Source organism: Isoptericola sp. F-RaC21 (assembly GCF_038593535.1).
Lineage (GTDB): Bacteria > Actinomycetota > Actinomycetes > Actinomycetales > Cellulomonadaceae > Isoptericola.
The window spans coordinates 285,509-307,284 of record NZ_JBCFYX010000002.1; the positions used below are offsets into that span (position 1 = coordinate 285,509).

The following is a 21,776-nucleotide window of genomic DNA, read 5'->3' on the forward strand; positions in this document are numbered from 1 at the left end:
CATGCTGATCCCCCGCAGGCTCAAGCACCGCAAGCAGCACCACCCGAAGCGCTCCGGCGCGGCCAAGGGTGGCACCACGATCGCGTTCGGCGACTACGGCATCCAGGCCCTCGAGCCCGCCTACGTCACCAACCGTCAGATCGAGGCTGCTCGTATCGCGATGACCCGCCACATCAAGCGTGGCGGCAAGGTCTGGATCAACATCTACCCGGACCGTCCCCTGACCAAGAAGCCCGCCGAGACCCGCATGGGTTCCGGTAAGGGCTCGCCCGAGTGGTGGGTCGCCAACGTCAAGCCCGGCCGGATCGTCTTCGAGCTGGCCGGCGTCGACGAGGAGCTGGCCCGTGAGGCCATGCGCCGCGCGATCCACAAGCTCCCGATGAAGTGCCGTTTCGTGGTGCGCGAGGGTGGTGCGAACTGATGGCAGTCGGAACCAAGGGCCTGGCCCCCGCTGACCTCGACGGGTTCGACGACGAGAAGCTGGTCGCCGAGCTGAAGAAGGCCAAGGAGGAGCTCTTCAACCTCCGTTTCCAGTCGGCCACCGGCCAGCTGGAGTCCCACGGTCGGATCAAGGCCGTCAAGCGCGACATCGCGCGGATCTACACGGTCCTGCACGAGCGCGAGCTCGGTATCCGCACGGCCCCGAGCGTGAGTGAGTGAGGCATCGATGAGCGAGAACACCAACGCGGTGGCCGCTGAGACGACCGCGCGCAGCACGCGCAAGGTCCGTCGTGGCTACGTCGTCAGCGACAAGATGGAGAAGACCATCGTCGTCGAGGTCGAGGACCGCAAGAAGCACCCCCTCTACGGCAAGGTCATGCGCACCACCACCAAGGTGAAGGCGCACGACGAGCAGAACTCCGCCGGTATCGGCGACCTGGTCGAGATCATGGAGACCCGTCCGCTGTCCGCGACCAAGCGGTGGCGCCTGACGGAGATCCTCGAGAAGGCCAAGTGATCCAGAAGGTCGACTAGACCTTCGGCCAGGGCGGGCCGTGACACACGTATGCGGCCCGCCCCGGCCACCACAGCAACTATCCGTTCGGCAAGGCTCGCCCGGGAGACCTCGGGACGAGAACCAGCTCGACGACAGGAGATCAATCGATGATCCAGCAGGAGTCGCGACTGCGGGTCGCCGACAACACGGGTGCCAAGGAGATCCTCTGCATCCGTGTTCTCGGTGGATCCGGCCGTCGCTACGCCGGTATCGGCGACACGATCGTCGCCACCGTCAAGGACGCGATCCCCGGCGGCAACGTGAAGAAGGGCGACGTGGTCAAGGCCGTCGTCGTCCGGACCGCCAAGGAGCGCCGTCGTCCGGACGGTTCCTACATCAAGTTCGACGAGAACGCCGCCGTGATCCTCAAGAACGACGGTGAGCCCCGCGGCACCCGCATCTTCGGCCCGGTCGGGCGCGAGCTGCGCGACAAGCGGTTCATGAAGATCATCTCGCTGGCGCCGGAGGTGCTCTGACCATGGCGAAGATCAAGAAGGGCGACCAGGTGATCGTCATCGCCGGTCGCGACAAGGGCAAGACGGGCCGCGTGCTCGAGGTCCTCAAGGACTCGGACCGTGTCGTGGTCGAGGGCGTGCAGCGCGTCACCAAGCACGTCAAGGCCGGCCAGACGGCTCGCGGCACCCGCACGGGTGGCATCGAGACCGTCGAGGCGCCGATCCACGTCTCGAACGTGATGATCGTCGACCCGGAGACCAAGAAGGGCACGCGCGTCGGGTTCCGTACCGAGCAGGTCGAGCGCGACGGCCGTACCCGCACCGTCCGTGTGCGCGTCGCCAAGCGTTCCGGGAAGGACATCTGATGACCGAGACCACTCTCGAGGCCCCGGCCACCCCGCGCCTCAAGCAGAAGTACCGCGAGGAGATCATCGCGGCGCTGCGCGAGGAGTTCGGCCACCAGAACATCCAGCAGGTCGCCGGTCTGACCAAGATCGTCGTCAACATGGGTGTCGGTGACGCCGCCAAGGACTCCAAGCTCATCGAGGGCGCGATCCGCGACCTCACGGCGATCACGGGGCAGAAGCCCCAGGTGACCCGGGCCAAGAAGTCCATCGCGCAGTTCAAGCTGCGTGAGGGCATGCCGATCGGTGCGCACGTCACGCTGCGCGGCGACCGCATGTGGGAGTTCCTCGACCGGCTGCTGTCGATCGCGCTGCCCCGTATCCGCGACTTCCGCGGGCTGAGCCCGAAGCAGTTCGACGGGCACGGCAACTACACCTTCGGTCTCACGGAGCAGTCGATGTTCCACGAGATCGACCAGGACAAGATCGACCGCGTCCGCGGCATGGACATCACGGTCGTGACCACGGCGACGACCGATGACGAGGGCCGCTCCCTGCTGCGCCGTCTCGGCTTCCCCTTCAAGGAGCAGAACTGACATGGCGAAGAAGGCCCTGATCAACAAGGCGGCCGCCAAGCCGAAGTTCGCGGTCCGCGCCTACACCCGGTGCCAGCGCTGCGGGCGCCCGCACTCGGTCTACCGCAAGTTCGGCCTGTGCCGGATCTGCCTGCGGGAGATGGCCCACCGCGGCGAGCTCCCCGGCGTCACCAAGAGCAGCTGGTAAAACCACTACGCCGCAGGTCCGGGCGGTACCTCGGTACCGCCCGGATACCCCGGCGAGGAAGGGCTGGAGCCCAATGACCATGACAGACCCCATCGCAGACATGCTCACGCGTCTGCGCAACGCGAACTCGGCGCACCACGAGACGGTCACCATGCCGCACTCGAAGCTGAAGTCGAACATCGCGGAGATCCTGCAGGCGCAGGGGTACATCTCCGGCTGGACCGTCGAGGACGCGAAGGTCGGCAAGACCCTCACGCTGACCCTCAAGTACGGCCCGAGCCGCGAGCGCGCCCTCACCGGCGTCCGCCGCGTCTCGAAGCCCGGACTCCGCGTCTACGCGAAGTCCACCAACCTGCCCCAGGTCCTCGGCGGCCTCGGCGTGGCGATCCTGTCCACGTCCTCTGGCCTGCTGACCGACCGTCAGGCCCAGGCCAAGGGCGTGGGCGGCGAAGTCCTCGCCTACGTCTGGTAATCCGGAAAGGAGAATCGCCATGTCTCGAATCGGCAAGCTCCCCGTTCCGGTCCCGGCCGGCGTGGACGTCACCATCAGCGGTGCACTCGTGACCGTCAAGGGCCCCAAGGGGACCCTGGAGCACACGGTGCCCGCCCCCATCACGGTCGCTCAGGACGACGGCTCCCTCGTGGTGTCGCGCCCGGACGACGAGCGCGAGTCCCGTGCGCTGCACGGCCTCACCCGCACCCTCCTGGCCAACATCGTCACCGGTGTGACCCAGGGCTACGAGAAGAAGCTCGAGATCGTCGGTACCGGTTACCGCGTCGCGGCCAAGGGGCAGAGCCTGGAGTTCGCTCTCGGCTTCTCGCACCCGGTCGTCGTCACGGCGCCGGAGGGCATCACCTTCGCGGTGGAGAGCCCGACCAAGTTCTCGGTCGCGGGCATCGACAAGCAGCAGGTCGGCGAGGTCGCAGCGAACATCCGCAAGATCCGCAAGCCTGAGCCCTACAAGGGCAAGGGCGTGCGCTACGCCGGCGAGGTCGTCCGCCGCAAGGTCGGAAAGGCTGGTAAGTGATGGCTCTCAAGGTTCTGGGCAAGGGCAAGGCCGTCGCTCGTCAGCGCCGTCACCTGCGCCTGCGCAAGAAGATCAAGGGCACCGCGGCGCGTCCGCGCCTCGTCGTGACCCGTTCCTCGCGCCACATGGTGGCGCAGGTCGTGGACGACACGGTCGGCAAGACCGTGGCTTCGGCCTCGACCCTCGAGGCCGACCTGCGCGCCCTCGACGGCGACAAGACGGCCAAGGCCCGCAAGGTCGGCGAGCTCGTCGCCGCGCGTGCCAAGGCTGCCGGCGTCGAGACCGTGGTCTTCGACCGCGGTGGCAACAAGTACCACGGTCGGGTGGCTGCGGTCGCCGACGGCGCCCGGGAAGCGGGGCTGGAGCTGTGATGGCCGACGTCCGCGATTTCGCACGGAAGATGAGGATCCTCTGATGGCTGCAGGGCAGCGCACCGGCGCCCCCCAGGGCGCCAACGAGTCCAACAAGAACGACGGCCGCCGCGGCGGCGGTCGCCGCGACGACCGCCGTGGCGGTGGCCGCGACGCCGCCGACAAGAACGCCTTCGTCGAGCGCGTGGTGACCATCAACCGCGTCTCGAAGGTCGTCAAGGGTGGTCGCCGCTTCAGCTTCACCGCGCTGGTCGTGGTGGGCGACGGCGACGGCACCGTCGGTGTCGGCTACGGCAAGGCCAAGGAGGTGCCCGCGGCGATCGCCAAGGGTGTCGAGGAGGCGAAGAAGAACTTCTTCCGCGTCCCGCGCATCCAGGGCACCATCCCGCACCCCGTCCAGGGTGAGGAGGCCGCCGGCGTCGTGTTCCTGCGTCCGGCCTCGCCGGGTACCGGTGTGATCGCCGGTGGTCCGGTGCGCGCCGTGCTGGAGTGCGCCGGCATCCACGACGTGCTGAGCAAGTCGCTCGGCTCGTCCAACTCGATCAACATCGTGCACGCCACCGTCGCGGCCCTCAAGGGTCTCGAGGAGCCGGCTGCCGTGGCCGCCCGCCGTGGTCTGCCGCTCGAGGACGTGGCCCCGGCCGCGCTCCTGCGTGCGCAGGCCGCCGGGCTCGCCGAGAAGGCGGCGAAGGCTGACGAGAAGGTGGGTGCGTGATGCCTCGACTGAAGGTCACCCAGGTCAAGTCCGCCATCGGCGGCAAGCAGAACCAGCGTGACACGCTGCGGACCCTCGGCCTCAAGCGGATCGGCGACACCGCCGTGAAGGAGGACCGTCCGGAGATCCGTGGCATGGTCACCACGGTGGCGCACCTCGTCACCGTCGAGGAGGTCGAGTGATCATGGCCGACAACACCGAGAAGTCGCAGCCGCTCAAGGTGCACCACCTGCGTCCGGCCGACGGCGCCAAGACCGCCAAGACCCGCGTGGGTCGCGGTGAGGCGTCGAAGGGCAAGACGGCGGGTCGCGGTACCAAGGGCACCAAGGCCCGCTACCAGGTTCCTGCCGGTTTCGAGGGTGGGCAGATGCCTCTGCACATGCGCCTCCCGAAGCTGCGCGGGTTCAAGAACCCGTTCCGCGTCGAGTACCAGGTCGTCAACCTGGACAAGCTCGCCGCGCTGTACCCCGAGGGTGGCTCCGTCACCGTCGAGGGCCTCGTCGCCAAGGGCGCGGTCCGCAAGGGTCAGCCGGTGAAGGTGCTCGGCAACGGCGAGATCACCGTCAAGCTGGACGTCACGGTCGACCGCGTCTCCGGCTCCGCCAAGGACAAGATCCTGGCGGCCGGCGGCACGGTCTCCGAGGACTGACATCCGCATCAGGGCCGGCGGCGCACACGCGCTGCCGGCCCTGTGTGCTCCCGGCGCGCCTCGGCGGGCGGGGCCACCGCGACGGCGTGTGGTCTGGCTCACTGGTCCGAGGCACGTAGAATCCGTCACGGTCCGCGCCGCGCACCTGATCCGGGTGTCGGCGAGGCCGGGGCCACCCCGGCCGGACCTTGACCGAGTCGGCGTGACGGCGGCGTGGCCCACGGGCTGCGGCGTCGGGAGCTCGCGCCACACCTCGCCGGTCCCCGGCGACACGACAACCCGCCGCGGCGGGCCAGGAGGATAGGTGCTCAGCGCATTCGGCCGGGCTTTCCGGACACCGGACCTGCGGCGCAAGCTGCTGTTCACGATCGCGATCATGGCGCTCTTCCGGGTGGGGTCGCTCGTGCCCTCGCCCGGCGTCGACTACGGCAACGTGCAGCAGTGCGTCGCGGCCCTCGAAGGCAGCACCTCGCTGCTCGGCCTCGTCAACGTCTTCAGCGGCGGCGCCCTGCTGCAGCTGTCGATCTTCGCGCTCGGCATCATGCCGTACATCACCGCGAGCATCATCGTGCAGCTGCTGCGGGTGGTCATCCCTCGCTTCGAGGCCCTGCACAAGGAGGGCCAGTCGGGGCAGTCGAAGCTGACGCAGTACACGCGCTACCTCACGATCGCCCTGGCGATCCTGCAGTCGACGACGATCATCACGACCGCGCGCACCGGGATGCTCTTCCAGGGCTGCCCCGTCGACGTGATCGCGGACGACAGCTTCATGACGGCCACGCTGATGGTCATCACGATGACGGCCGGTACCGGCCTGGTCATGTGGCTCGGCGAGATGATCACCGAGCGCGGCGTCGGCAACGGCATGTCCCTGCTGATCTTCACGTCGATCGCGGCGAGCTTCCCGTCGGCCCTCTGGTCGATCGCGGGCGGCTCGAACGGCCCCCTGAACTTCATCGTGATGATCCTGGTCATCGTCCTGGTGGTCGGGCTGGTCGTCTTCGTCGAGCAGTCCCAGCGCCGCATCCCGGTGCAGTACGCGAAGCGCATGGTGGGCCGCCGCATGTACGGCGGCACCAGCACGTACATCCCGATCAAGATCAACATGGCCGGCGTCATCCCGGTCATCTTCGCGGCGTCGATCCTCGCCATCCCCGGGCTGATCGCCCAGTTCGGCGACCCGACCGCGGGCTGGGTGCTCTGGATCTCGGAGAACCTCGTCCAGCAGTCCGACCCGCTGTACATCGTGCTGTACGTGCTGATGGTCATCTTCTTCGCGTTCTTCTACACGTCGATCACGTTCAACCCGGACGAGGTCGCGGACAACATGAAGAAGTACGGCGGCTTCATCCCGGGCATCCGCGCCGGCCGCCCCACGGCCGAGTACCTCGACTACGTGATCACCCGCATCACCTCCGCGGGCTCGATCTACCTGGCGATCGTGGCGCTCATCCCCACGATCGTGCTCGTGGTGCTGGGAGTCACCACGAACATCCCGTTCGGCGGCACGTCGATCCTCATCATCGTGGGCGTCGGCCTCGAGACCGTGAAGCAGATCGACTCCCAGCTCCAGCAGCGTCATTACGAAGGGTTCCTCCGTTGACCGAGACGACCGAAGGCGGCACCACGGCTGCCACGCCCACCACCCGCCGCGAGCTCCACGGCGCGCGCAGCGCCGAGGCGCGGGTGACGCGCCTGGTGATCATGGGGCCGCAGGGTGCCGGCAAGGGCACGCAGGCCGCGCGCCTCGCCGAGCTGTTCGGCATCCCCGCCATCTCGACGGGCGACATCTTCCGCGCCAACATCAAGGGCGGCACGGACCTCGGCAAGCTCGCGCAGGAGTACAGCGCCAAGGGCGAGCTGGTCCCGGACGAGGTCACCGACCAGATGGTGCGCGCGCGCCTCGGGGAGGACGACGTGAAGGCCGGGTTCCTGCTCGACGGCTACCCGCGCAACGCGCACCAGGTCGAGGCGCTGGACGGCATCCTGGCCGACCTCGGCTGGGAGCTGGACGGGGTCATCGAGCTGACCGCCGCGCGCGACGAGCTGCTGGCGCGGATCGCCAAGCGCGCCGAGATCGAGGGCCGCGAGGACGACACCCCGGACGCCATCGCGCGCCGCCTCGACATCTACGACGAGCAGACCGCGCCGCTGACCGCCGCGTACGCCGAGCGGGGCCTCCTCGCGAAGGTGGACGGCATCGGCGACGTCTCCGAGGTCACCGAGCGCATCGTCCAGGCGCTGGCCGCCGAGCTCGGCTGAGGCCCGCGACGCCATGATCTTCGGTTCGCGCGAGCGCATCGAGCTCAAGACGCCCGACCAGGTGTGCGTCATGCGACGCGCCGGCCTGGTCGTCGCGTCGGCGCTCGAGGCGGTGCGCGCCGCGGCCCGCCCCGGCATGACGACGGCGGACCTCGACGCGGTCGCGGCCCGCGTCATCGCGGAGGCGGGGGCGACCCCGTCGTTCCTCGGCTACGAGGGCTACCCCGCGACGATCTGCGTCTCCGTGTCGGAGGAGGTCATCCACGGCATCCCCGGCGGGCGCGTGCTCGAGGTCGGCGACGTCGTGTCCGTCGACTGCGGAGCGATCGTGGACGGCTGGCACGGCGACTCGGCGACCAGCCTCGTGCTGGGCCCCGACGGCGCGCTGGACGTCGAGACCACCGCGCCGGGCGACGGCGTGGACGCCGCGGACCTCGACCTCGTCCGCGCCACGCGGGCCGGCATGTGGGCCGGGATCGCCGCGCTGGCCGGCGGCAGGCGCCTGGGCGACGTCGGCACCGCGGTCGAGGCAGCGGTGGAGCTGGCCGGCGACCTCTCGGGCGTGGAGTACGGCATCGTCGAGGACTACGTGGGGCACGGCATCGGCACCGCGATGCACCAGCCGCCCGACGTCGTGAACTTCCGCACCTCGGACCGCGGGCCGCGCCTGCGCCCCGGCATGTGCCTCGCCGTCGAGCCGATGGTGACGCGGGGGAGCGGGGCGACCCGGGTGCTGCAGGACGACTGGACGGTCGTGACCGAGGACGGTTCGCGCGCCGCCCACTGGGAGCACACGGTGGCCCTGCTCGACGACGGGATCAGCGTGCTGACCGCCGTCGACGGCGGCCGCGAGGGCCTGGCCCCGTTCGGGGTCGAGCCCGTGGTCCTCGACGTGTGACCGACGACCTTCCGGCCCGTGTTCGCGAGGGCTGTCGCATGGAGTACGATGGTCTGTCGGGTGTAGTCCGTTCGGCAGTTCCTCGATGCAGCCGCGAGCCAGTGGCGCTGCAGACCAGCACCGGTCCGACGTCAGGTCGGCCGGTCGGGACGAGGGTGAGCAGGCGGCACGCACGACATCCGGACCTCCGTCACGTTGCTGGCGGACGCCCGGGGACAGACGAGAGTTAGCGGAGGACATGGCAAAGAAGGACGGCGTCATCGAGATCGAGGGCAGCGTGGTCGAGGCCCTGCCGAACGCGATGTTCCGTGTGGAGCTGGCGAACGGCCACAAGGTCCTCGCGCACATCTCGGGCAAGATGCGTCAGCACTACATCCGCATCCTCCCCGAGGACCGCGTCGTGGTCGAGCTCAGCCCGTACGACCTGTCCCGCGGTCGGATCGTCTACCGCTACAAGTAACCACCACCCCATCGAGCGCCGTCGTGGCGCCGGCACCCGCCGGCGTGCGTACGGCGGCGGAGGAACACTGATGAAGGTCAAGCCGAGCGTCAAGAAGATCTGCGACAAGTGCAAGGTGATCCGCCGGCACGGTCGCGTCATGGTGATCTGCGAGAACCTGCGCCACAAGCAGCGCCAGGGCTGATCGCAGCCACCGCCTGACGGCACACGCTCGCCGTCGGACACAGCGCACCACCACGAACCTCGACCCTCTCTTTCGGAGCGACGCTCCTGCGGGACGGTCGAGGGGAACCTCCGGTCCAGGGGCCGGGGCCCGCGGTCTTCGCGGGAGGGCGGTGCGGCAGACCTCTGGAAGAAGTACAGGAGCCGGAAGGCACATGGCACGTCTGATCGGCGTCGACCTCCCCCGCGAGAAGCGGCTCGAGGTTGCGCTCACGTACATCTACGGCGTCGGCCGTACCCGCGCCCAGCAGACGCTGGTCGCGACCGGGATCAGCCCGGACCTGCGCGTCAAGGACCTCGGTGACGACCAGCTCGTCGCCCTCCGCGACTACCTGGAGGGCAACTTCCAGCTCGAGGGTGACCTGCGCCGCGAGGTCGCCGCCGACATCCGCCGCAAGGTCGAGATCGGCACCTACCAGGGTCTGCGTCACCGCCGCGGCCTTCCGGTGCGCGGTCAGCGCACCAAGACCAACGCGCGCACCCGCAAGGGTCCGAAGCGCACCGTGGCGGGCAAGAAGAAGGCCCGCTGAGAGCAGTCCGTGGCGTGGTCGGCTCCCCGAGCTGAACCGCCCCGGTCCGATCAGACCAGGAGATCAGAGAACACATGCCTCCCAAGACTCGTGCCACGGCCGCGCGCAAGCCGCGCCGCAAGGACAAGAAGAACGTCCCGCTCGGCCAGGCGCACATCAAGAGCACCTTCAACAACACGATCGTCTCGATCACCGACCCGTCGGGCGCCGTGATCTCGTGGGCGTCCGCCGGCCACGTCGGCTTCAAGGGCTCCCGCAAGTCCACGCCGTACGCCGCGCAGCTCGCCGCCGAGTCGGCCGCCCGCCGCGCCCAGGAGCACGGTGTCAAGAAGGTCGACGTCTTCGTCAAGGGCCCGGGCTCCGGTCGTGAGACCGCGATCCGCTCCCTGCAGGCGACCGGCCTCGAGGTCGGCTCGATCCAGGACGTGACGCCCCAGGCGCACAACGGCTGCCGTCCCCCGAAGCGCCGCCGCGTCTGACCCTCCCGACGTCGTCGGGACCCGGGGCCGAGGGATCGGCCCCGGGCCTGTACGACGCCGCAGCCTGCCCGGGCGGGTGGACCGAGTCCCACCCGGGGCCGCGAGCTCTCGCGGATCCGTGATGCGTCATATGGCGGACGCACACTGAAAGGACCTGACCGTGCTGATCGCACAGCGCCCCTCCCTGACCGAAGAGGTCATCTCGGAGTACCGTTCGCGCTTCTCCATCGAGCCGCTCGAGCCTGGCTTCGGCTACACGCTCGGCAACTCCCTGCGCCGGACCCTCCTGTCGTCCATCCCGGGCGCGGCCGTCACCTCCATCCGCATCGACGGAGTGCTCCACGAGTTCTCCACCGTGCCGGGTGTCAAGGAAGACGTCACCGAGATCATCCTCAACATCAAGAACCTCGTCGTCTCCTCGGAGAACGACGAGCCCGTCGTGATGTACCTGCGCAAGACGGGCGCGGGCGTGGTCACGGCCGCGGACATCGTCCCGCCGGCCGGCGTCGAGGTGCACAACCCGGACCTCCACGTCGCGACGCTCAACGACAAGGGCAAGCTCGAGATCGAGCTGACCGTCGAGCGCGGCCGCGGCTATGTGTCCGCGGCGCAGAACAAGAACGACGAGGCCGAGATCGGTCGGATCCCCGTCGACTCGATCTACTCGCCGGTCCTCAAGGTCACCTACAAGGTCGAGGCCACGCGTGTCGAGCAGCGCACGGACTTCGACAAGCTGATCGTCGACGTCGAGACGAAGGCCGCGATCGCCCCGCGCGACGCGCTCGCCTCGGCCGGCAAGACGCTCGTTGAGCTGTTCGGTCTCGCCCGCGAGCTGAACGTCGAGGCCGAGGGCATCGAGATCGGCCCGTCGCCGACGGACTCCGCGCTGGCCGCGGACCTGGCGCTGCCGATCGAGGAGCTCAACCTCACGATCCGGTCGTACAACTGCCTCAAGCGCGAGGGCATCCACCAGGTGGGTGAGCTCGTGGCTCGCAGCGAGGCCGACCTGCTCGACATCCGCAACTTCGGTGCGAAGTCCATCAACGAGGTCAAGGAGAAGCTCGCCGAGCTGGGCCTCTCGCTGAAGGACTCGCCCCTCGACTTCGACCCGTCCAGCGCCGCGTACTTCAGCGGTGGGGACGACGAGGCCACGTACTCGGACGAGCAGTCGTACTGACGTCTCCGCGCCCGCAGCGGCCCGCTCGACCTGACCGGGCCGCGCGGTGCGGAACCACCCTCAAGGAGAACCAGAAATGCCTACCCCCACCAAGGGTCCGCGGCTCGGTGGCAGCCCGGCTCACGAGCGACTGATCCTCGCGAACCTGTCGACGTCGCTCTTCGAGCACGGCCGCATCACCACCACGGAGACGAAGGCGAAGCGCCTGCGCCCCCTGGCCGAGCGCCTCATCACCTTCGCCAAGCGCGGTGACCTGCACGCCCGTCGGCGGGTGCTGACCGTCGTGCGCGACAAGTCCGTGGTGCACACGCTGTTCACCGAGATCGCCCCGGCCATGGCCGAGCGCAACGGTGGCTACACGCGCATCACGAAGATCGGCAACCGCAAGGGCGACAACGCCCCCATGGCGGTCATCGAGCTCGTGACCGAGCCCGTGAGCCCGAAGCAGGCCGTCGTCAAGGAGGCCACGAAGGCCGCCGAGAAGGCCGCCAAGGTCGAGGACGAGAAGCCCGCCACGGACGAGGCCGCCGTCGAGGAGGCCACCGAGGCTCCGGCCGAGGCGCCCGCCGAGGACACGGCTGACGAGAAGGCCGAGGAGACCAAGGAGGCCTGACCTCCCGCGTCCCGCGCCCACGACGAGGCCCCGCTCCACCCCCGAGGTGGCGCGGGGCCTCGTCGTCCCTAGGGTGGGCGCATGGCTGCGCGCACCGGCTCCGGCGGCGTTCCCGTCGTGCTCGTGCACGGCTCGCGCACGTCCGCGACGATGTGGCGCCGCCAGCTCGAGGCGCTGGAGCGCGCCGGCGTCCCTGCCATGGCGACCGAGCTGCCCGGGCACGGCGCGCGCCGGGGGGAGCCGTTCACGCTCGACGGCGCGGTGGCCGCGGTGCGCCGAGACGTGGAGGCGCTCGGCGGGCGCGCGCTCGTCGCGGGGCTGTCGCTCGGGGGCTACGTCGCCATCGAGCACCGCGCGCGACACCCCGAGCAGAGCGCCGGCCTCGTCGCCGCGTCGTGCTGCACGACGTCGTCGTCGGTGCTGCGCCCCGCCTGGCTGTCGCTCGCCCGGTGGATCGAGACATGGCCCGACCACGGGGCGCGGCTGAACGACACCTTCGTCCGCCTCGCCCTCGACGCCGAGGGAGCCCGCGACCTGGCGGCCGGCGGGTTCGCGCTCCGCGCCATGACCCAGGTGCTGCGCGAGCTCGGGCCCACCGACACCCTCGGCGCCCTCGCGGCGGCCAGCAGCCCCGTGTGGTTCGTCAACGGGCGCTACGACCACTTCCGGGCCCAGGAACGGGCCTTCGTCGGCGCGGCCCGTGCCGGCGGCGCCGCGGCCCGGCTCGTCGTCGTGCCGCACGCCCGGCACCTCGTCAGCCTCGACGCCCCGGTCTCGTTCACGCGGACCCTGCTCGAGGCGCAGGCGGTCGTGACGTCCGCCGCGGCGGACCACGCCGCCGTCTCCGCGCCCGCCTCCGTCGCCTGAGCCGGACGTCCGCCGGCGTCAGGCCAACGGCAGGTCCCACGCCCGGGCGCCCCCGACGAGCGCGGCCGAGTTGGGCACGACGACGACGTCGTCGCCCAGCCGGTCGAGGGCGGCAGGGGTGATCCGGCGGGAGTTCCCACCGCCCAGGTACAGCCGGTCCCAGAGGAACACGGGGCGCAGCCCGTCGATCATCGCGACCACGCGACGGGACCACAGGCCGTCGCCCAGACGACGCCGCTCGGGCTCGCCGACGTACTGGTCGTACGTCGCGCCGCGGCGCACGGGCGCGTGCGACCACTCCAGGTGCGGCGCGAGCCGGCCGCCGTCGAACAGGGCGGACCCGAGCCCGGTGCCGAGCGTGAGCACGAGCTCGACGCCGGAACCGGCGACCACGCCGGCGCCGTGCACCTCGGCGTCGTTGAGCACCATGGCCGGCATGCCGAGCCGGGCGGCGAGCGCGCCGCGGACGTCGAAGCTGGCCCACGCCTCGACGAGGTCGGGGACCACCCGCGAGCGGGGGCCCGACCGCGTGATGTAGTGCGGCGTGTGCACCACGACGCCGTGCCGGATCATGCCGGGCATCCCGAGGGTCGCCCGGTGCGCGGCGGGGAGGCGCTCCGCGATGTCGGCCACCGTGTCCAGCAGCAGCGCCGGGGGCAGGGGATAGGGGGTGGGGACCCGCACGGGGGTCGCGTGCGCGGTCCCCGCGGAGTCGAGGACCGCCGCCTTGATGCCGCCCCCTCCGCAGTCCACGGCCAGGGTGAGCACGTCGGAGGGCGCCGGCGCCGGGGAGGTGCCGCCGGCAGGGCGGGGTTCGGGGGTGCGCGCCGTGGCGCCCGGGTCGACCATCACAGGACATCATCCGGCCACAATGGGGCGGTGAGCACGCCGACACCCGCCGCCGACACCCTCCGTGTGCGGCTCGACCTCGCCTACGACGGCACCCACTTCGCCGGCTGGGCCACCCAGCCCCGCCTGCGCACCGTGCAGGGGGTGCTGGAGGACGCCCTCGCGACCGTGCTGCGCACGGGCCCCCTCGGGCTGCCCCGCCCGCGGCTCACCGTCGCCGGGCGCACCGATGCCGGGGTGCACGCCCGCGGCCAGGTGGCCCACGTCGACGTGCCGCGCGGGCGCTGGGAGGAGCTGCCGGGGCGCTCGGACCGGGAGCCCGGGGTCGCCCTCGCCGACCGGCTGGCCGGGGTGCTGCCGCCGGACGTCGTCGTCCATCGGGCCGCCGTGGCCCCCGCCGGCTTCGACGCGCGGTTCTCCGCGCTGCACCGCCGCTACGCCTACCGGGTGGCCGACGACCCGGCCCTGCGCGACCCGTTGCGGCGCGACTGGGTGCTGTGGCACCGTCGCCCGCTCGACGTCGAGGCGATGCACCGGGCGATGCAGCCGCTGGTCGGGCTGCACGACTTCGCCGCCTTCTGCAAGCCGCGCGAGGGTGCCACCACCATCCGCGAGCTCACGCGCCTGTCCTGGGACCGCCCCGTCGACGGGCCGGACGCCGGGCTGGCCGTCGCCACCGTCCAGGCCGACGCGTTCTGCCACTCGATGGTGCGCGCGCTGGTCGGCATGTCGCTGGCCGTGGGGGAGGGGCGCCGTCCCCCGCAGGACCCGGCCGCGGTGCTGGCGGGCCGGACCCGCTCCGCCGCCGCGGGCGTCGTCGCGGCCCGGGGGCTGGTCCTCGAGCACGTCGCCTACCCGGACGACGACGCGCTCGCCGCGCGCGCCGAGCGCGTCCGCGCGAAGCGGGAGCCGGGCGAGGTCGAGGCCGGCTGAGCCCATCGCTGGTCGAGCTGGTCGACACCCGGTACAGGGAATTCGACAAGCTCGATCAGCGAGGGTCAGGGTTCGTCGACCCAGTGGACGGCGGCCTCCTCGGCGCTCGCACCGGCGCCGTCGATCCCCGCGTCCTCGCCGTAGACGTCGTTCTCGCGGTCGCCGTCCTCGCCGGGGTCGGCGAACGGGTCCTCGGCGAGCCGGCCGGCGCGCGTGGTGTCCGGACGGTCGAGCGGGTCGTGCTCCCAGACGTCGGGCTGCTCCTCGCCGAGCCGCTGGTCCAGCGGCTCGCCGGCGGACTCCTCCCACGCCGTCTCGCCCCAGTGGTTGGACCGCGTCCGCTCGAGCGGCGAGTAGCCCTCGTCGAGGACGTCGTCGAGCTCGGGGTCCTCGAGCGTGTCCTCCTGCGGGAGCTGGTCCTCGTCGCCCTCGGCGCCCGTCTCGGGGTCCGGGGTGGTGCCGGGTGTCTCCTGGGTCATGTCACCACGGTGCACCCGGACCGGGGACGCTGCAACGAGGCCGGCGAAGCCGTCGCTCCGGCGTGACCGGCGTCGCTTTGACCCTCGCACCCGGCCACCGCTAAACTGACTCGTCGTTGTGCTATGCCTCCGGCGTCCCGCGTCGTCAGCGCGCCCACTCGCACCGACGATGCCCCGGCCAGGACGCCACCGGAGCACCCGCGCACAACACACCTGACTCATCGGGCGCCGCTTCTCGCCCGACGACACCGAACATGAAAAGGTGACGCAACCGTGCGTACGTACACCCCCAAGCCCGGCGACGTCCAGCGCGACTGGTACGTCGTCGACGCGACCGACGTCGTCCTGGGCCGCCTCGCGAGCCAGGTCGCGACCCTCCTGCGCGGGAAGCACAAGCCGACCTTCGCCCCGCACGTCGACGGCGGTGACTTCGTCATCGTCATCAACGCGGACAAGGTCGCTCTGAGCGGCAACAAGCGGGAGACCAAGCTGGCCTACCGCCACTCCGGCTACCCGGGCGGCCTCCGCTCGGTCAACTACGGCGAGCTTCTCGAGAAGAACCCCGAGCGGGCCGTGGAGAAGGCCGTGCGCGGCATGCTGCCGAAGACCTCCCTCGGGAGCGCGCAGCTCGGCAAGCTGAAGGTCTACCGCGGCGCGGAGCACCCGCACGCGGCCCAGCAGCCCAAGCCGTTCGAGATCACCCAGGTTTCGCAGCAGGCCTGAGCCGCTGCCGGATGCAAAGCGAAGGAATCACAGTGGCCGAGACCACCGTCGACACCGAGCTGGACGAGAACACGCCCAGCACCTACACCTCTGAGTCCGCCGCGCCCGTCGCGGACGGCGGCCAGTCCATCACCGCGCCCGGCGCCGCCGTCGGTCGCCGCAAGGAGGCCGTGGCGCGCGTGCGCCTCGTCCCCGGCACCGGGACGTGGAAGATCAACGGTCGCACCCTCGAGGACTACTTCCCGAACAAGGTGCACCAGCAGCTCGTGAACTCGCCGCTGAAGCTGGTCGAGGTCGAGGGCCGCTTCGACGTCATCGTCCGCATCACCGGCGGCGGCCCCTCGGGCCAGGCCGGCGCGGTGCGCCTGGGCATCGCCCGCGCGCTCAACGCGATCGACGAAGAGGCGAACCGCCCCGCGCTGAAGAAGGCCGGCTACCTCACGCGTGACCCGCGTGCGGTCGAGTCCAAGAAGGCCGGTCTCAAGAAGGCGCGCAAGGCGCCGCAGTACTCGAAGCGCTGATCGAGCGCTCCTTTCCCGCGGGCGCTGCCCTCGGGATCGACAGGAGCGTCAGCGCCGTGGACGGCCCCGTCGGAATCGCTCCGGCGGGGCCGTCCGCACGTCCGGCTACGATCGGTGCGGCGTCCGCGGGGGCGCCGTGGGGTGTGCGTGCGGATCCGCCGCCGCGCCCGGAGGAGGAGACATCGTGCGACTGTTCGGCACGGACGGGGTCCGTGGGCTGGCCAACCGGGACGTCACCGCGGACCTGGCCCTCGGGCTCGGCAGCGCGGCCGCGCACGTGCTCGGCACGTCCGGGGAGTTCGCGGGGCACCGCCCGCGCGCCGTCGTCGGGCGCGACCCTCGGGCGTCCGGGGAGTTCCTCTCCGCGGCCGTCGGCGCGGGCCTGGCCAGCTCGGGGGTGGACGTGGTCAACCTCGGGGTGCTGCCCACCCCGGCGCTCGCCCACCTCGTCGGGGCGATGGACATGGACCTCGGCGTCATGATCTCCGCGTCCCACAACGCGATGCCGGACAACGGGATCAAGTTCTTCGCGCGCGGCGGCCACAAGCTGGCCGACCACGTGGAGGACGAGATCGAGGCCCGCCTCGGCCAGGACTGGGAGCGGCCGATCGGCGCCGACGTCGGGCGCATGCGCTCCGACACCGGCATCGCCGCCCAGCAGTACGTCGAGCACCTCGTGGCGAGCGTCGGCACGACGCCGGACGTCCGCCCGCTGGAGGGCCTGCGCATCGCCGTGGACGCGGCGAACGGCGCCGCGAGCCAGGTCGGCCCGGAGGCGCTGCGCGAGGCCGGGGCCGACGTCGTCGTCATCAACGCCAGCCCCGACGGCCGCAACATCAACGAGAAGGCGGGCTCCACCCACCCGGAGCAGCTGCAGGCCGTGGTCGTGGCCGCGGAGGCCGACTTCGGCGTCGCCTTCGACGGCGACGCGGACCGCTGCCTGGCCGTCGACCACGGCGGTGTGCTGGTGGACGGCGACCAGATCCTCGGCATCCTCGCCCGCGCGCTCAAGGACGAGGGCCGGCTGCCGTCGGACACCCTCGTCGTCACCGTGATGAGCAACCTGGGCCTGCTGCTCGCGATGCGCGAGTCCGGCATCACGACCGTCCAGACGGGCGTCGGCGACCGGTACGTGCTCGAGGAGATGCGGGCGCACGGGTACGGCCTCGGGGGCGAGCAGTCCGGGCACATCATCCTCGCCGACCACGCGACCACCGGCGACGGGGTCCTCACGGCGCTGCACCTCGCCGCGCGCGTGAAGGCGACCGGCCGGCGGCTCGCCGACCTCGCCGCCGACGTCCCCCGCCTGCCGCAGACGCTCGTCAACGTCAAGGGCGTGGACAAGGCCCGCGCGGCCGACGACGAGGGCGTGCGGGCCGCGATCGAGAGCGCGGAGACGTTGCTGGGCGAGACGGGCCGCGTGCTGCTGCGTCCGTCCGGCACCGAGCCGCTGGTGCGGGTCATGGTCGAGGCGGCCACCCAGACGCAGGCCGACGGCGTGGCCGACACCCTCGCCGCCGTCGTGCGCGACCGGCTGGCCCTGTGACGGACCCCGTGGCGGGTGCCGCGCGGGCCGGCGCCGTGGACGAGGCGCTGCGCGCCGCCGTCGCCGACCTGCTCGACCGCGCGGACGCGGCGGCGGGCGGCCCGGGGGTGCTGCCGATCGTGCAGGCGGGGGCACCCGTGCTGCGCACCCCCGCGGCCCCGTACACGGGGCAGCTGGGAGACCTGCTGCCGCGGCTGCTGGCCGCGATGCGGCGCACCATGCACGCCGCCCCGGGCGTCGGGCTGGCGGCGCCGCAGGTCGGCATCGGGCTGGCGATCGCCGTCGTCGAGGACGCCGGGATCTCACCAGACGCCGACGACCCGCGGGAGCGGACGCCGCTGCCGTACCGGGTGCTGATCGACCCGCGGTACGAGCCCCTGCCCGGCCCCGACGGCGAGCCCGAGCGGGCCGCGTTCCACGAGGGCTGCCTGTCCGTGAGCGGCTGGCAGGCCGTCGTCGCGCGGCACCGGCGGGTCCGGCTCACCGGCCGTGACGAGACCAGGGCGCCGATCGACGAGGTGCTCACCGGCTGGCCCGCCCGCATCGTGCAGCACGAGACGGACCATCTGGCGGGCGAGCTGTACCTGGACCACGCGCGCCTGCGCACGCTCACCTCGAACGAGAACCTCGTGCGCTACGGGCAGGTCGTGGGACAGGGGTTCGTGGAACAGGGGTGAACATTCGGCGTTCAGGGTGGAACGGGGGGTATCCCCCATGCAGCCGGTGCCCCGGGACTGCCTAGGCTGGTGCCGTGACGCCGCCCGGCGTCGTGCGACCGCCGGAGGCACGCCTCCCGGCCGACGAACCGAGGGACCGACCTGGTGAACCTGTCGACGATGCTGGCACAGCTGGAGGGCTGGGTCCTCGACCTGGGTGCGTCCTTGTGGATCTACCCGGCCATGTACGTCTTCGCCACGATCGACGGGTTCTTCCCGCCGATCCCCAGCGAGTCGGTGGTCATCACCCTGACCGTGCTCGCCCACTCCGAGGGCGAGCCGTGGCTGCCCGGCGTGCTGGCCCTCGCCATCGCCGGGGCCTGGACGGGCGACCAGATCGCCTACCAGATCGGCCGCGTCGTCGGCACCGAGCGCTTCGGCTTCCTGCGCTCGGCCCGCGGGCGCAAGGCGGTCGAGTGGGCGCGGCACGCGCTGGACCACCGCGGGGCGTCGTTCATCCTCGCGGCCCGGTACGTGCCGATCGGTCGGGTGGCGGTCAACATGACCGCCGGCGCCGTCGGCTACCCGCGCAGGCGGTTCATGGTCTACTCCGGGATCGCCGCGGTGACGTGGGGCATCTACTCGATGCTCATCGGGCTGGCCGCCGCGTCGTGGCTCGGCCACAACACGCTCCTCGCCATGGCCGTCGGCGTGGTCGCCGGCATCCTGCTCGGCGTCCTGGTGGACCAGGTGGTCCAGCGCCTCGCCGGCCCGCCCAGGACGCAGCCGGTGCCCGCCGACGACGAGGACGACGAGACCGACGCCGAGCCCACGAGCCGGGCGGCCTGACCGGGGCTCGCGGGCCTCTCAGAGCTTGCGCAGCCGCACCCGCTGCACGGAGTGGTCCGAGCCCTTCGTGAGCACGAGGGTGGCGCGCCCGCGGGTGGGCAGCACGTTGTGCTCCAGGTTCGGCGCGTTGATCGACTCCCAGATGGACAGCGCGCGCTCCGTCGCCTCGGCGTCGGACAGGTCCGCGTAGCGGCGGAAGTACGACTCGGGCTTGCTGAACGCCGTCCTGCGCAGCTGCAGGAAGCGCTCGACGTACCACTGCCGGATGTTGCGGGTGCGGGCGTCGACGTAGATCGAGAAGTCGAAGAAGTCGCTCACCGCCACCGTCGACTCGTCGACCGCCGACGGCCGCGCCGGCTGCAGCACGTTGAGGCCCTCGACGATGAGCACGTCCGGCTTGCGCACCACGACCTCCTCGCCGGGCACGATGTCGTACACGACGTGGGAGTACACGGGCGCGCGCACCTCGGCCTGGCCCGCCTTCACACGGGACAGGAACCGGATGAGCGCGCGGCGGTCGTAGGACTCGGGGAAGCCCTTGCGGTCCATGATCCCGCGGCGCTGCAGCTCGGCGTTCGGGTAGAGGAAGCCGTCGGTGGTGACCAGCTCGACGTGCGGGGTGTCCGGCCAGCGGGCCAGCATCTCGCGCAGGATGCGGGCCGTCGTCGACTTGCCGACCGCGACCGAGCCCGCGACGCCGATGACGTACGGGGTGCGCGGCGGCTCCTCGTGGAGGAACGTCGACGTCGCGCGGTGCAGCCCGGCGCTCGCCGCCACGTACAGGTTGAGCAGCCGGGACAGCGGGCGGAAGACGTCGTCCACCTCGGCGAGGTCGATCGGGTCGCCCAGGCCGCGCAGGCGCTCGACGTCGGCGTCGGTCAGCGGCAGCGGGGTCGACGCCGACAGGCGGCTCCAGGCCGCGCGGTCGAGGTCGACGTACGGGGACGCCGGCGCGAGCCGGGTGAGGTGCTCGCCCAGGGGCTGCGGGGCCGTGCCGGGTGCGGTGTCGGAGGACTGCGGTGCCACCCGCACGATTCTGCCCGAGAGGGGCCCGTGCGCGACAACCGTGGCGCCGCGGCGGGGTGCGCCGTCACGGGCGGCCAGGGCTCGGCGACGTCGCCGAGCCGCTCCAGCAGGCGGCGGGCGTCGCGCGGCGCGTGGGCGTCGCCGTCGTTGTCGAGGTACACGACGACGTCCTGCCCGGCGTCGTGCCGTCGGCGCACCCAGTCGGCCCAGGAGTCCAGGCGCGCGTTGTCGTAGCGGCTCGCGTAGAGCCGGGTGGGGCCGTGCAGCCTCAGGTATGCCAGGCCGGAGGTGGGGTGGTCCAGCAGCGGCCAGCGACCGGCGCCGTCCGAGACGACCAGGGCGACGTCGTGGTCGCGCAGCAGCCCCAGCGCGGCCGGGTCGGCGAACGAGGCGTGGCGCGCCTCCAGGGCGTGCCGCAGCGGCCTGTCCGGGCCGGGCTCGGTCCAGGCCTCCGCGCGGAGTCGGTCGTCGTGCTGCTGCGCCAGGCGCCCGGCCGCCTCGGTGGTGCGCGGCAGGAGCTCGAGGAACGGGGAGAGCACCTCCGCGTCGAAGGACGCGCGCTCGGGGAGCTGCCACAGCACCGGGCCGAGCCGGTCGCCGAGGGCGAGGAGGCCGCTCGCGACGAAGTTGGCGAGCGCCGTGCGCGGGTCCCGCAGCCGCTTGAGGTGGGTGAGGTAGCGGCTGCCCTTGACGGCGAAGGTGAAGCCCCGCGGCACCTCGTCGCGCCAACGGAGGAACGACGACGGCCGCTGGAGGCCGTAGAACGTCCCGTTGAGCTCGAGCGACGGGAAGCGGGCCGCGGCGTACGCCAGCTCGTCGGCGTGCCGCGTGCCGTCCGGGTAGAAGGGGCCGTGCCAGTGGGCATACTGCCAGCCCGACAGGCCCACGCGGACGCTCGCCACGGCGCCGAGCCTACGGGCGGTCTGGCGGGGCTCGCGCGCGGGACGTGCCGCCGACGCCGTCCGGGGGTGCATCATCGGCGGATGGAGCTGGCCGAGCTGTCCGACGAGCTGGAGATCATCTCGCGCGTGTACGAGCGCCGCTTCGGCGTCCCGCGCACCGACGACTGGCTGGTGCTGAAGCTGCACGAGGAGGTCGGGGAGCTCACCCAGGCGTACCTCGCCCGGTCGGGACGGTCGCGGGACCGCGGGGCCGGCGCCGGGGAGGTCGACGCCGCCTTCCGGGCCGAGCTGGCCGACGTGCTCGCCCAGCTGCTGCTCGTGGCGCGCCGGTTCGACGTCGACCTCGAGGCCGAGCTCGAGCGCAAGTGGTTCCGCTGGCGTCACCTGGTGGAGCCGCAGGACGAGGCGGGCGTCCGCGCCGCGGCTCCGACCGAGCCCTGAC

General features: G+C 71.7%; 34 protein-coding genes. 30 read left to right on the plus strand and 4 right to left on the minus strand.

Translation table 11 applies throughout. From position 1 onward, the window contains the following. Position 1 precedes the first annotated feature (1 nt). From rplP to AAG589_RS06745, 23 genes are all read left to right on the plus strand, one after another. Positions 2 to 421 carry a 50S ribosomal protein L16 gene (gene rplP, locus AAG589_RS06635; protein WP_429727849.1) on the plus strand — a complete coding sequence of 140 codons (420 nt, stop codon included), beginning with the start codon at positions 2 to 4 and terminating at the stop codon, positions 419 to 421. Next, on the plus strand, positions 421 to 660 hold the full coding sequence (rpmC, locus tag AAG589_RS06640) for a 50S ribosomal protein L29 (RefSeq protein ID WP_380321628.1): 240 nt from the start codon (positions 421 to 423) through the stop codon (positions 658 to 660). Before rplP ends, rpmC begins: the two co-directional genes overlap by 1 nt. Positions 661 to 667: 7 nt before the next feature. After that, a complete protein-coding gene (gene rpsQ, locus AAG589_RS06645; RefSeq protein ID WP_429727850.1) occupies positions 668 to 958 on the plus strand; it encodes a 30S ribosomal protein S17 in 291 nt (96 codons plus the stop codon). 146 nt (positions 959 to 1,104) lie between these two features. Beyond that, positions 1,105 to 1,473: a 50S ribosomal protein L14 gene (gene rplN, locus AAG589_RS06650; protein ID WP_013837848.1), complete on the plus strand. Its 369-nt coding sequence runs from the start codon at positions 1,105 to 1,107 to the stop codon at positions 1,471 to 1,473. Positions 1,474 to 1,475: 2 nt separating this feature from the next. Then, positions 1,476 to 1,817, plus strand: a complete 342-nt coding sequence (gene rplX, locus AAG589_RS06655; RefSeq protein WP_430566469.1) for a 50S ribosomal protein L24 — start codon at positions 1,476 to 1,478, stop codon at positions 1,815 to 1,817. Beyond that, on the plus strand, positions 1,817 to 2,392 hold the full coding sequence (gene rplE, locus AAG589_RS06660) for a 50S ribosomal protein L5 (protein WP_430566470.1): 576 nt from the start codon (positions 1,817 to 1,819) through the stop codon (positions 2,390 to 2,392). Before rplX ends, rplE begins: the two co-directional genes overlap by 1 nt. A 1-nt stretch (position 2,393) precedes the next feature. Next, the gene (locus AAG589_RS06665) at positions 2,394 to 2,579 is read left to right on the plus strand and encodes a type Z 30S ribosomal protein S14 (protein WP_069386379.1); all 186 of its coding nucleotides are present in this window, start codon (positions 2,394 to 2,396) and stop codon (positions 2,577 to 2,579) included. Between the two features lie 73 nt (positions 2,580 to 2,652). Then, complete coding sequence (rpsH, locus tag AAG589_RS06670; protein ID WP_380244185.1) at positions 2,653 to 3,051, plus strand: 30S ribosomal protein S8; 399 nt, start codon at positions 2,653 to 2,655, stop codon at positions 3,049 to 3,051. A 19-nt stretch (positions 3,052 to 3,070) separates the two neighbouring features. Further along, positions 3,071 to 3,607, plus strand: a complete 537-nt coding sequence (gene rplF / locus AAG589_RS06675) for a 50S ribosomal protein L6 (RefSeq protein ID WP_430566471.1) — start codon at positions 3,071 to 3,073, stop codon at positions 3,605 to 3,607. Continuing rightward, entirely contained in the window at positions 3,607 to 3,978 is a 372-nt protein-coding gene (rplR, locus tag AAG589_RS06680; RefSeq protein WP_429727854.1) for a 50S ribosomal protein L18, read from the plus strand. Before rplF ends, rplR begins: the two co-directional genes overlap by 1 nt. 43 nt (positions 3,979 to 4,021) lie before the next feature. Continuing rightward, positions 4,022 to 4,693, plus strand: coding sequence for a 30S ribosomal protein S5 (rpsE, locus tag AAG589_RS06685; protein WP_380244182.1), 672 nt, complete (start codon positions 4,022 to 4,024; stop codon positions 4,691 to 4,693). Next, a complete protein-coding gene (rpmD, locus tag AAG589_RS06690) occupies positions 4,693 to 4,875 on the plus strand; it encodes a 50S ribosomal protein L30 (protein WP_079573239.1) in 183 nt (60 codons plus the stop codon). Before rpsE ends, rpmD begins: the two co-directional genes overlap by 1 nt. 2 nt (positions 4,876 to 4,877) lie before the next feature. Then, a complete protein-coding gene (gene rplO, locus AAG589_RS06695; RefSeq protein ID WP_430566472.1) occupies positions 4,878 to 5,342 on the plus strand; it encodes a 50S ribosomal protein L15 in 465 nt (154 codons plus the stop codon). A 304-nt stretch (positions 5,343 to 5,646) separates the two neighbouring features. Further along, a complete protein-coding gene (gene secY / locus AAG589_RS06700; RefSeq protein ID WP_430566473.1) occupies positions 5,647 to 6,945 on the plus strand; it encodes a preprotein translocase subunit SecY in 1,299 nt (432 codons plus the stop codon). Between the two features lie 101 nt (positions 6,946 to 7,046). Then, entirely contained in the window at positions 7,047 to 7,604 is a 558-nt protein-coding gene (locus tag AAG589_RS06705; RefSeq protein ID WP_446719713.1) for an adenylate kinase, read from the plus strand. A gap of 13 nt (positions 7,605 to 7,617) precedes the next feature. Continuing rightward, positions 7,618 to 8,502: a type I methionyl aminopeptidase gene (gene map, locus AAG589_RS06710; RefSeq protein WP_430566475.1), complete on the plus strand. Its 885-nt coding sequence runs from the start codon at positions 7,618 to 7,620 to the stop codon at positions 8,500 to 8,502. Positions 8,503 to 8,740: 238 nt separating this feature from the next. Beyond that, the gene (gene infA, locus AAG589_RS06715) at positions 8,741 to 8,962 is read left to right on the plus strand and encodes a translation initiation factor IF-1 (RefSeq protein ID WP_012867920.1); all 222 of its coding nucleotides are present in this window, start codon (positions 8,741 to 8,743) and stop codon (positions 8,960 to 8,962) included. Between the two features lie 70 nt (positions 8,963 to 9,032). Beyond that, positions 9,033 to 9,146 carry a 50S ribosomal protein L36 gene (gene rpmJ, locus AAG589_RS06720; RefSeq protein ID WP_009740505.1) on the plus strand — a complete coding sequence of 38 codons (114 nt, stop codon included), beginning with the start codon at positions 9,033 to 9,035 and terminating at the stop codon, positions 9,144 to 9,146. Positions 9,147 to 9,339: 193 nt separating this feature from the next. Next, positions 9,340 to 9,714 carry a 30S ribosomal protein S13 gene (gene rpsM / locus AAG589_RS06725; protein ID WP_430566476.1) on the plus strand — a complete coding sequence of 125 codons (375 nt, stop codon included), beginning with the start codon at positions 9,340 to 9,342 and terminating at the stop codon, positions 9,712 to 9,714. Between the two features lie 74 nt (positions 9,715 to 9,788). Further along, positions 9,789 to 10,193: a 30S ribosomal protein S11 gene (gene rpsK / locus AAG589_RS06730; RefSeq protein ID WP_380321664.1), complete on the plus strand. Its 405-nt coding sequence runs from the start codon at positions 9,789 to 9,791 to the stop codon at positions 10,191 to 10,193. Between the two features lie 160 nt (positions 10,194 to 10,353). Then, entirely contained in the window at positions 10,354 to 11,370 is a 1,017-nt protein-coding gene (locus AAG589_RS06735; protein ID WP_430560137.1) for a DNA-directed RNA polymerase subunit alpha, read from the plus strand. A 76-nt stretch (positions 11,371 to 11,446) separates the two neighbouring features. Further along, the gene (gene rplQ / locus AAG589_RS06740) at positions 11,447 to 11,983 is read left to right on the plus strand and encodes a 50S ribosomal protein L17 (RefSeq protein WP_430566477.1); all 537 of its coding nucleotides are present in this window, start codon (positions 11,447 to 11,449) and stop codon (positions 11,981 to 11,983) included. A gap of 81 nt (positions 11,984 to 12,064) precedes the next feature. Further along, complete coding sequence (locus AAG589_RS06745; protein ID WP_430566478.1) at positions 12,065 to 12,850, plus strand: alpha/beta fold hydrolase; 786 nt, start codon at positions 12,065 to 12,067, stop codon at positions 12,848 to 12,850. A gap of 18 nt (positions 12,851 to 12,868) precedes the next feature. Here AAG589_RS06745 and AAG589_RS06750 read toward each other — a convergent pair whose 3' ends face one another. Next, positions 12,869 to 13,699 carry an ROK family protein gene (locus tag AAG589_RS06750; RefSeq protein ID WP_430566479.1) on the minus strand — a complete coding sequence of 277 codons (831 nt, stop codon included), beginning with the start codon at positions 13,697 to 13,699 and terminating at the stop codon, positions 12,869 to 12,871. A gap of 30 nt (positions 13,700 to 13,729) precedes the next feature. Here AAG589_RS06750 and truA point away from each other — a divergent pair, with 30 nt between their 5' ends. Beyond that, a complete protein-coding gene (truA, locus tag AAG589_RS06755) occupies positions 13,730 to 14,632 on the plus strand; it encodes a tRNA pseudouridine(38-40) synthase TruA (protein ID WP_430566480.1) in 903 nt (300 codons plus the stop codon). A gap of 65 nt (positions 14,633 to 14,697) precedes the next feature. Here the strand turns inward: truA and AAG589_RS06760 are convergent, their stop codons facing one another. Then, on the minus strand, positions 14,698 to 15,111 hold the full coding sequence (locus AAG589_RS06760) for a DUF5709 domain-containing protein (protein ID WP_430566481.1): 414 nt from the start codon (positions 15,109 to 15,111) through the stop codon (positions 14,698 to 14,700). A gap of 273 nt (positions 15,112 to 15,384) precedes the next feature. On the opposite strand from AAG589_RS06760, the gene rplM reads away from it, so the two are divergent. The 5 genes from rplM (at position 15,385) to AAG589_RS06785 (ending at position 19,406) form a co-directional block, all read left to right on the plus strand. Beyond that, entirely contained in the window at positions 15,385 to 15,834 is a 450-nt protein-coding gene (gene rplM / locus AAG589_RS06765; RefSeq protein ID WP_430566482.1) for a 50S ribosomal protein L13, read from the plus strand. Between the two features lie 32 nt (positions 15,835 to 15,866). After that, on the plus strand, positions 15,867 to 16,355 hold the full coding sequence (gene rpsI, locus AAG589_RS06770) for a 30S ribosomal protein S9 (RefSeq protein WP_430566483.1): 489 nt from the start codon (positions 15,867 to 15,869) through the stop codon (positions 16,353 to 16,355). 181 nt (positions 16,356 to 16,536) lie between these two features. After that, positions 16,537 to 17,901 carry a phosphoglucosamine mutase gene (gene glmM / locus AAG589_RS06775; RefSeq protein WP_430567157.1) on the plus strand — a complete coding sequence of 455 codons (1,365 nt, stop codon included), beginning with the start codon at positions 16,537 to 16,539 and terminating at the stop codon, positions 17,899 to 17,901. Further along, on the plus strand, positions 17,898 to 18,578 hold the full coding sequence (locus AAG589_RS06780; protein ID WP_446719685.1) for a peptide deformylase: 681 nt from the start codon (positions 17,898 to 17,900) through the stop codon (positions 18,576 to 18,578). Before glmM ends, AAG589_RS06780 begins: the two co-directional genes overlap by 4 nt. A 159-nt stretch (positions 18,579 to 18,737) precedes the next feature. Next, on the plus strand, positions 18,738 to 19,406 hold the full coding sequence (locus AAG589_RS06785) for a DedA family protein (protein WP_430566484.1): 669 nt from the start codon (positions 18,738 to 18,740) through the stop codon (positions 19,404 to 19,406). A gap of 18 nt (positions 19,407 to 19,424) precedes the next feature. Here the strand turns inward: AAG589_RS06785 and coaA are convergent, their stop codons facing one another. Together coaA and AAG589_RS06795 are read right to left on the minus strand one after the other, a co-directional pair. Continuing rightward, positions 19,425 to 20,384: a type I pantothenate kinase gene (coaA, locus tag AAG589_RS06790; RefSeq protein ID WP_430567159.1), complete on the minus strand. Its 960-nt coding sequence runs from the start codon at positions 20,382 to 20,384 to the stop codon at positions 19,425 to 19,427. Beyond that, positions 20,285 to 21,334 carry a DUF72 domain-containing protein gene (locus AAG589_RS06795; RefSeq protein ID WP_430566485.1) on the minus strand — a complete coding sequence of 350 codons (1,050 nt, stop codon included), beginning with the start codon at positions 21,332 to 21,334 and terminating at the stop codon, positions 20,285 to 20,287. The genes coaA and AAG589_RS06795 overlap by 100 nt, the downstream gene beginning before the upstream one ends. A gap of 81 nt (positions 21,335 to 21,415) precedes the next feature. Here AAG589_RS06795 and AAG589_RS06800 point away from each other — a divergent pair, with 81 nt between their 5' ends. Then, positions 21,416 to 21,775, plus strand: a complete 360-nt coding sequence (locus tag AAG589_RS06800; RefSeq protein ID WP_430566486.1) for a pyrophosphatase — start codon at positions 21,416 to 21,418, stop codon at positions 21,773 to 21,775. Position 21,776 lies beyond the last annotated feature (1 nt).

What these genes read in the sequence shown, in the direction of transcription:
- rplP (WP_429727849.1), top strand. Translation starts at nt 2, where the DNA reads ATGCTGATCCCCCGCAGGCTCAAGCACCGCAAGCAGCACCACCCGAAG.
- rpmC (WP_380321628.1), top strand. Translation starts at nt 421, where the DNA reads ATGGCAGTCGGAACCAAGGGCCTGGCCCCCGCTGACCTCGACGGGTTC.
- rpsQ (WP_429727850.1), top strand. Translation starts at nt 668, where the DNA reads ATGAGCGAGAACACCAACGCGGTGGCCGCTGAGACGACCGCGCGCAGC.
- rplN (WP_013837848.1), top strand. Translation starts at nt 1,105, where the DNA reads ATGATCCAGCAGGAGTCGCGACTGCGGGTCGCCGACAACACGGGTGCC.
- rplX (WP_430566469.1), top strand. Translation starts at nt 1,476, where the DNA reads ATGGCGAAGATCAAGAAGGGCGACCAGGTGATCGTCATCGCCGGTCGC.
- rplE (WP_430566470.1), top strand. Translation starts at nt 1,817, where the DNA reads ATGACCGAGACCACTCTCGAGGCCCCGGCCACCCCGCGCCTCAAGCAG.
- AAG589_RS06665 (WP_069386379.1), top strand. Translation starts at nt 2,394, where the DNA reads ATGGCGAAGAAGGCCCTGATCAACAAGGCGGCCGCCAAGCCGAAGTTC.
- rpsH (WP_380244185.1), top strand. Translation starts at nt 2,653, where the DNA reads ATGACCATGACAGACCCCATCGCAGACATGCTCACGCGTCTGCGCAAC.
- rplF (WP_430566471.1), top strand. Translation starts at nt 3,071, where the DNA reads ATGTCTCGAATCGGCAAGCTCCCCGTTCCGGTCCCGGCCGGCGTGGAC.
- rplR (WP_429727854.1), top strand. Translation starts at nt 3,607, where the DNA reads ATGGCTCTCAAGGTTCTGGGCAAGGGCAAGGCCGTCGCTCGTCAGCGC.
- rpsE (WP_380244182.1), top strand. Translation starts at nt 4,022, where the DNA reads ATGGCTGCAGGGCAGCGCACCGGCGCCCCCCAGGGCGCCAACGAGTCC.
- rpmD (WP_079573239.1), top strand. Translation starts at nt 4,693, where the DNA reads ATGCCTCGACTGAAGGTCACCCAGGTCAAGTCCGCCATCGGCGGCAAG.
- rplO (WP_430566472.1), top strand. Translation starts at nt 4,878, where the DNA reads ATGGCCGACAACACCGAGAAGTCGCAGCCGCTCAAGGTGCACCACCTG.
- AAG589_RS06705 (WP_446719713.1), top strand. Translation starts at nt 7,047, where the DNA reads ATGGGGCCGCAGGGTGCCGGCAAGGGCACGCAGGCCGCGCGCCTCGCC.
- map (WP_430566475.1), top strand. Translation starts at nt 7,618, where the DNA reads ATGATCTTCGGTTCGCGCGAGCGCATCGAGCTCAAGACGCCCGACCAG.
- infA (WP_012867920.1), top strand. Translation starts at nt 8,741, where the DNA reads ATGGCAAAGAAGGACGGCGTCATCGAGATCGAGGGCAGCGTGGTCGAG.
- rpmJ (WP_009740505.1), top strand. Translation starts at nt 9,033, where the DNA reads ATGAAGGTCAAGCCGAGCGTCAAGAAGATCTGCGACAAGTGCAAGGTG.
- rpsM (WP_430566476.1), top strand. Translation starts at nt 9,340, where the DNA reads ATGGCACGTCTGATCGGCGTCGACCTCCCCCGCGAGAAGCGGCTCGAG.
- rpsK (WP_380321664.1), top strand. Translation starts at nt 9,789, where the DNA reads ATGCCTCCCAAGACTCGTGCCACGGCCGCGCGCAAGCCGCGCCGCAAG.
- rplQ (WP_430566477.1), top strand. Translation starts at nt 11,447, where the DNA reads ATGCCTACCCCCACCAAGGGTCCGCGGCTCGGTGGCAGCCCGGCTCAC.
- AAG589_RS06745 (WP_430566478.1), top strand. Translation starts at nt 12,065, where the DNA reads ATGGCTGCGCGCACCGGCTCCGGCGGCGTTCCCGTCGTGCTCGTGCAC.
- AAG589_RS06750 (WP_430566479.1), bottom strand. Translation starts at nt 13,699, where the DNA reads ATGGTCGACCCGGGCGCCACGGCGCGCACCCCCGAACCCCGCCCTGCC.
- AAG589_RS06760 (WP_430566481.1), bottom strand. Translation starts at nt 15,111, where the DNA reads ATGACCCAGGAGACACCCGGCACCACCCCGGACCCCGAGACGGGCGCC.
- AAG589_RS06785 (WP_430566484.1), top strand. Translation starts at nt 18,738, where the DNA reads ATGCTGGCACAGCTGGAGGGCTGGGTCCTCGACCTGGGTGCGTCCTTG.
- AAG589_RS06800 (WP_430566486.1), top strand. Translation starts at nt 21,416, where the DNA reads ATGGAGCTGGCCGAGCTGTCCGACGAGCTGGAGATCATCTCGCGCGTG.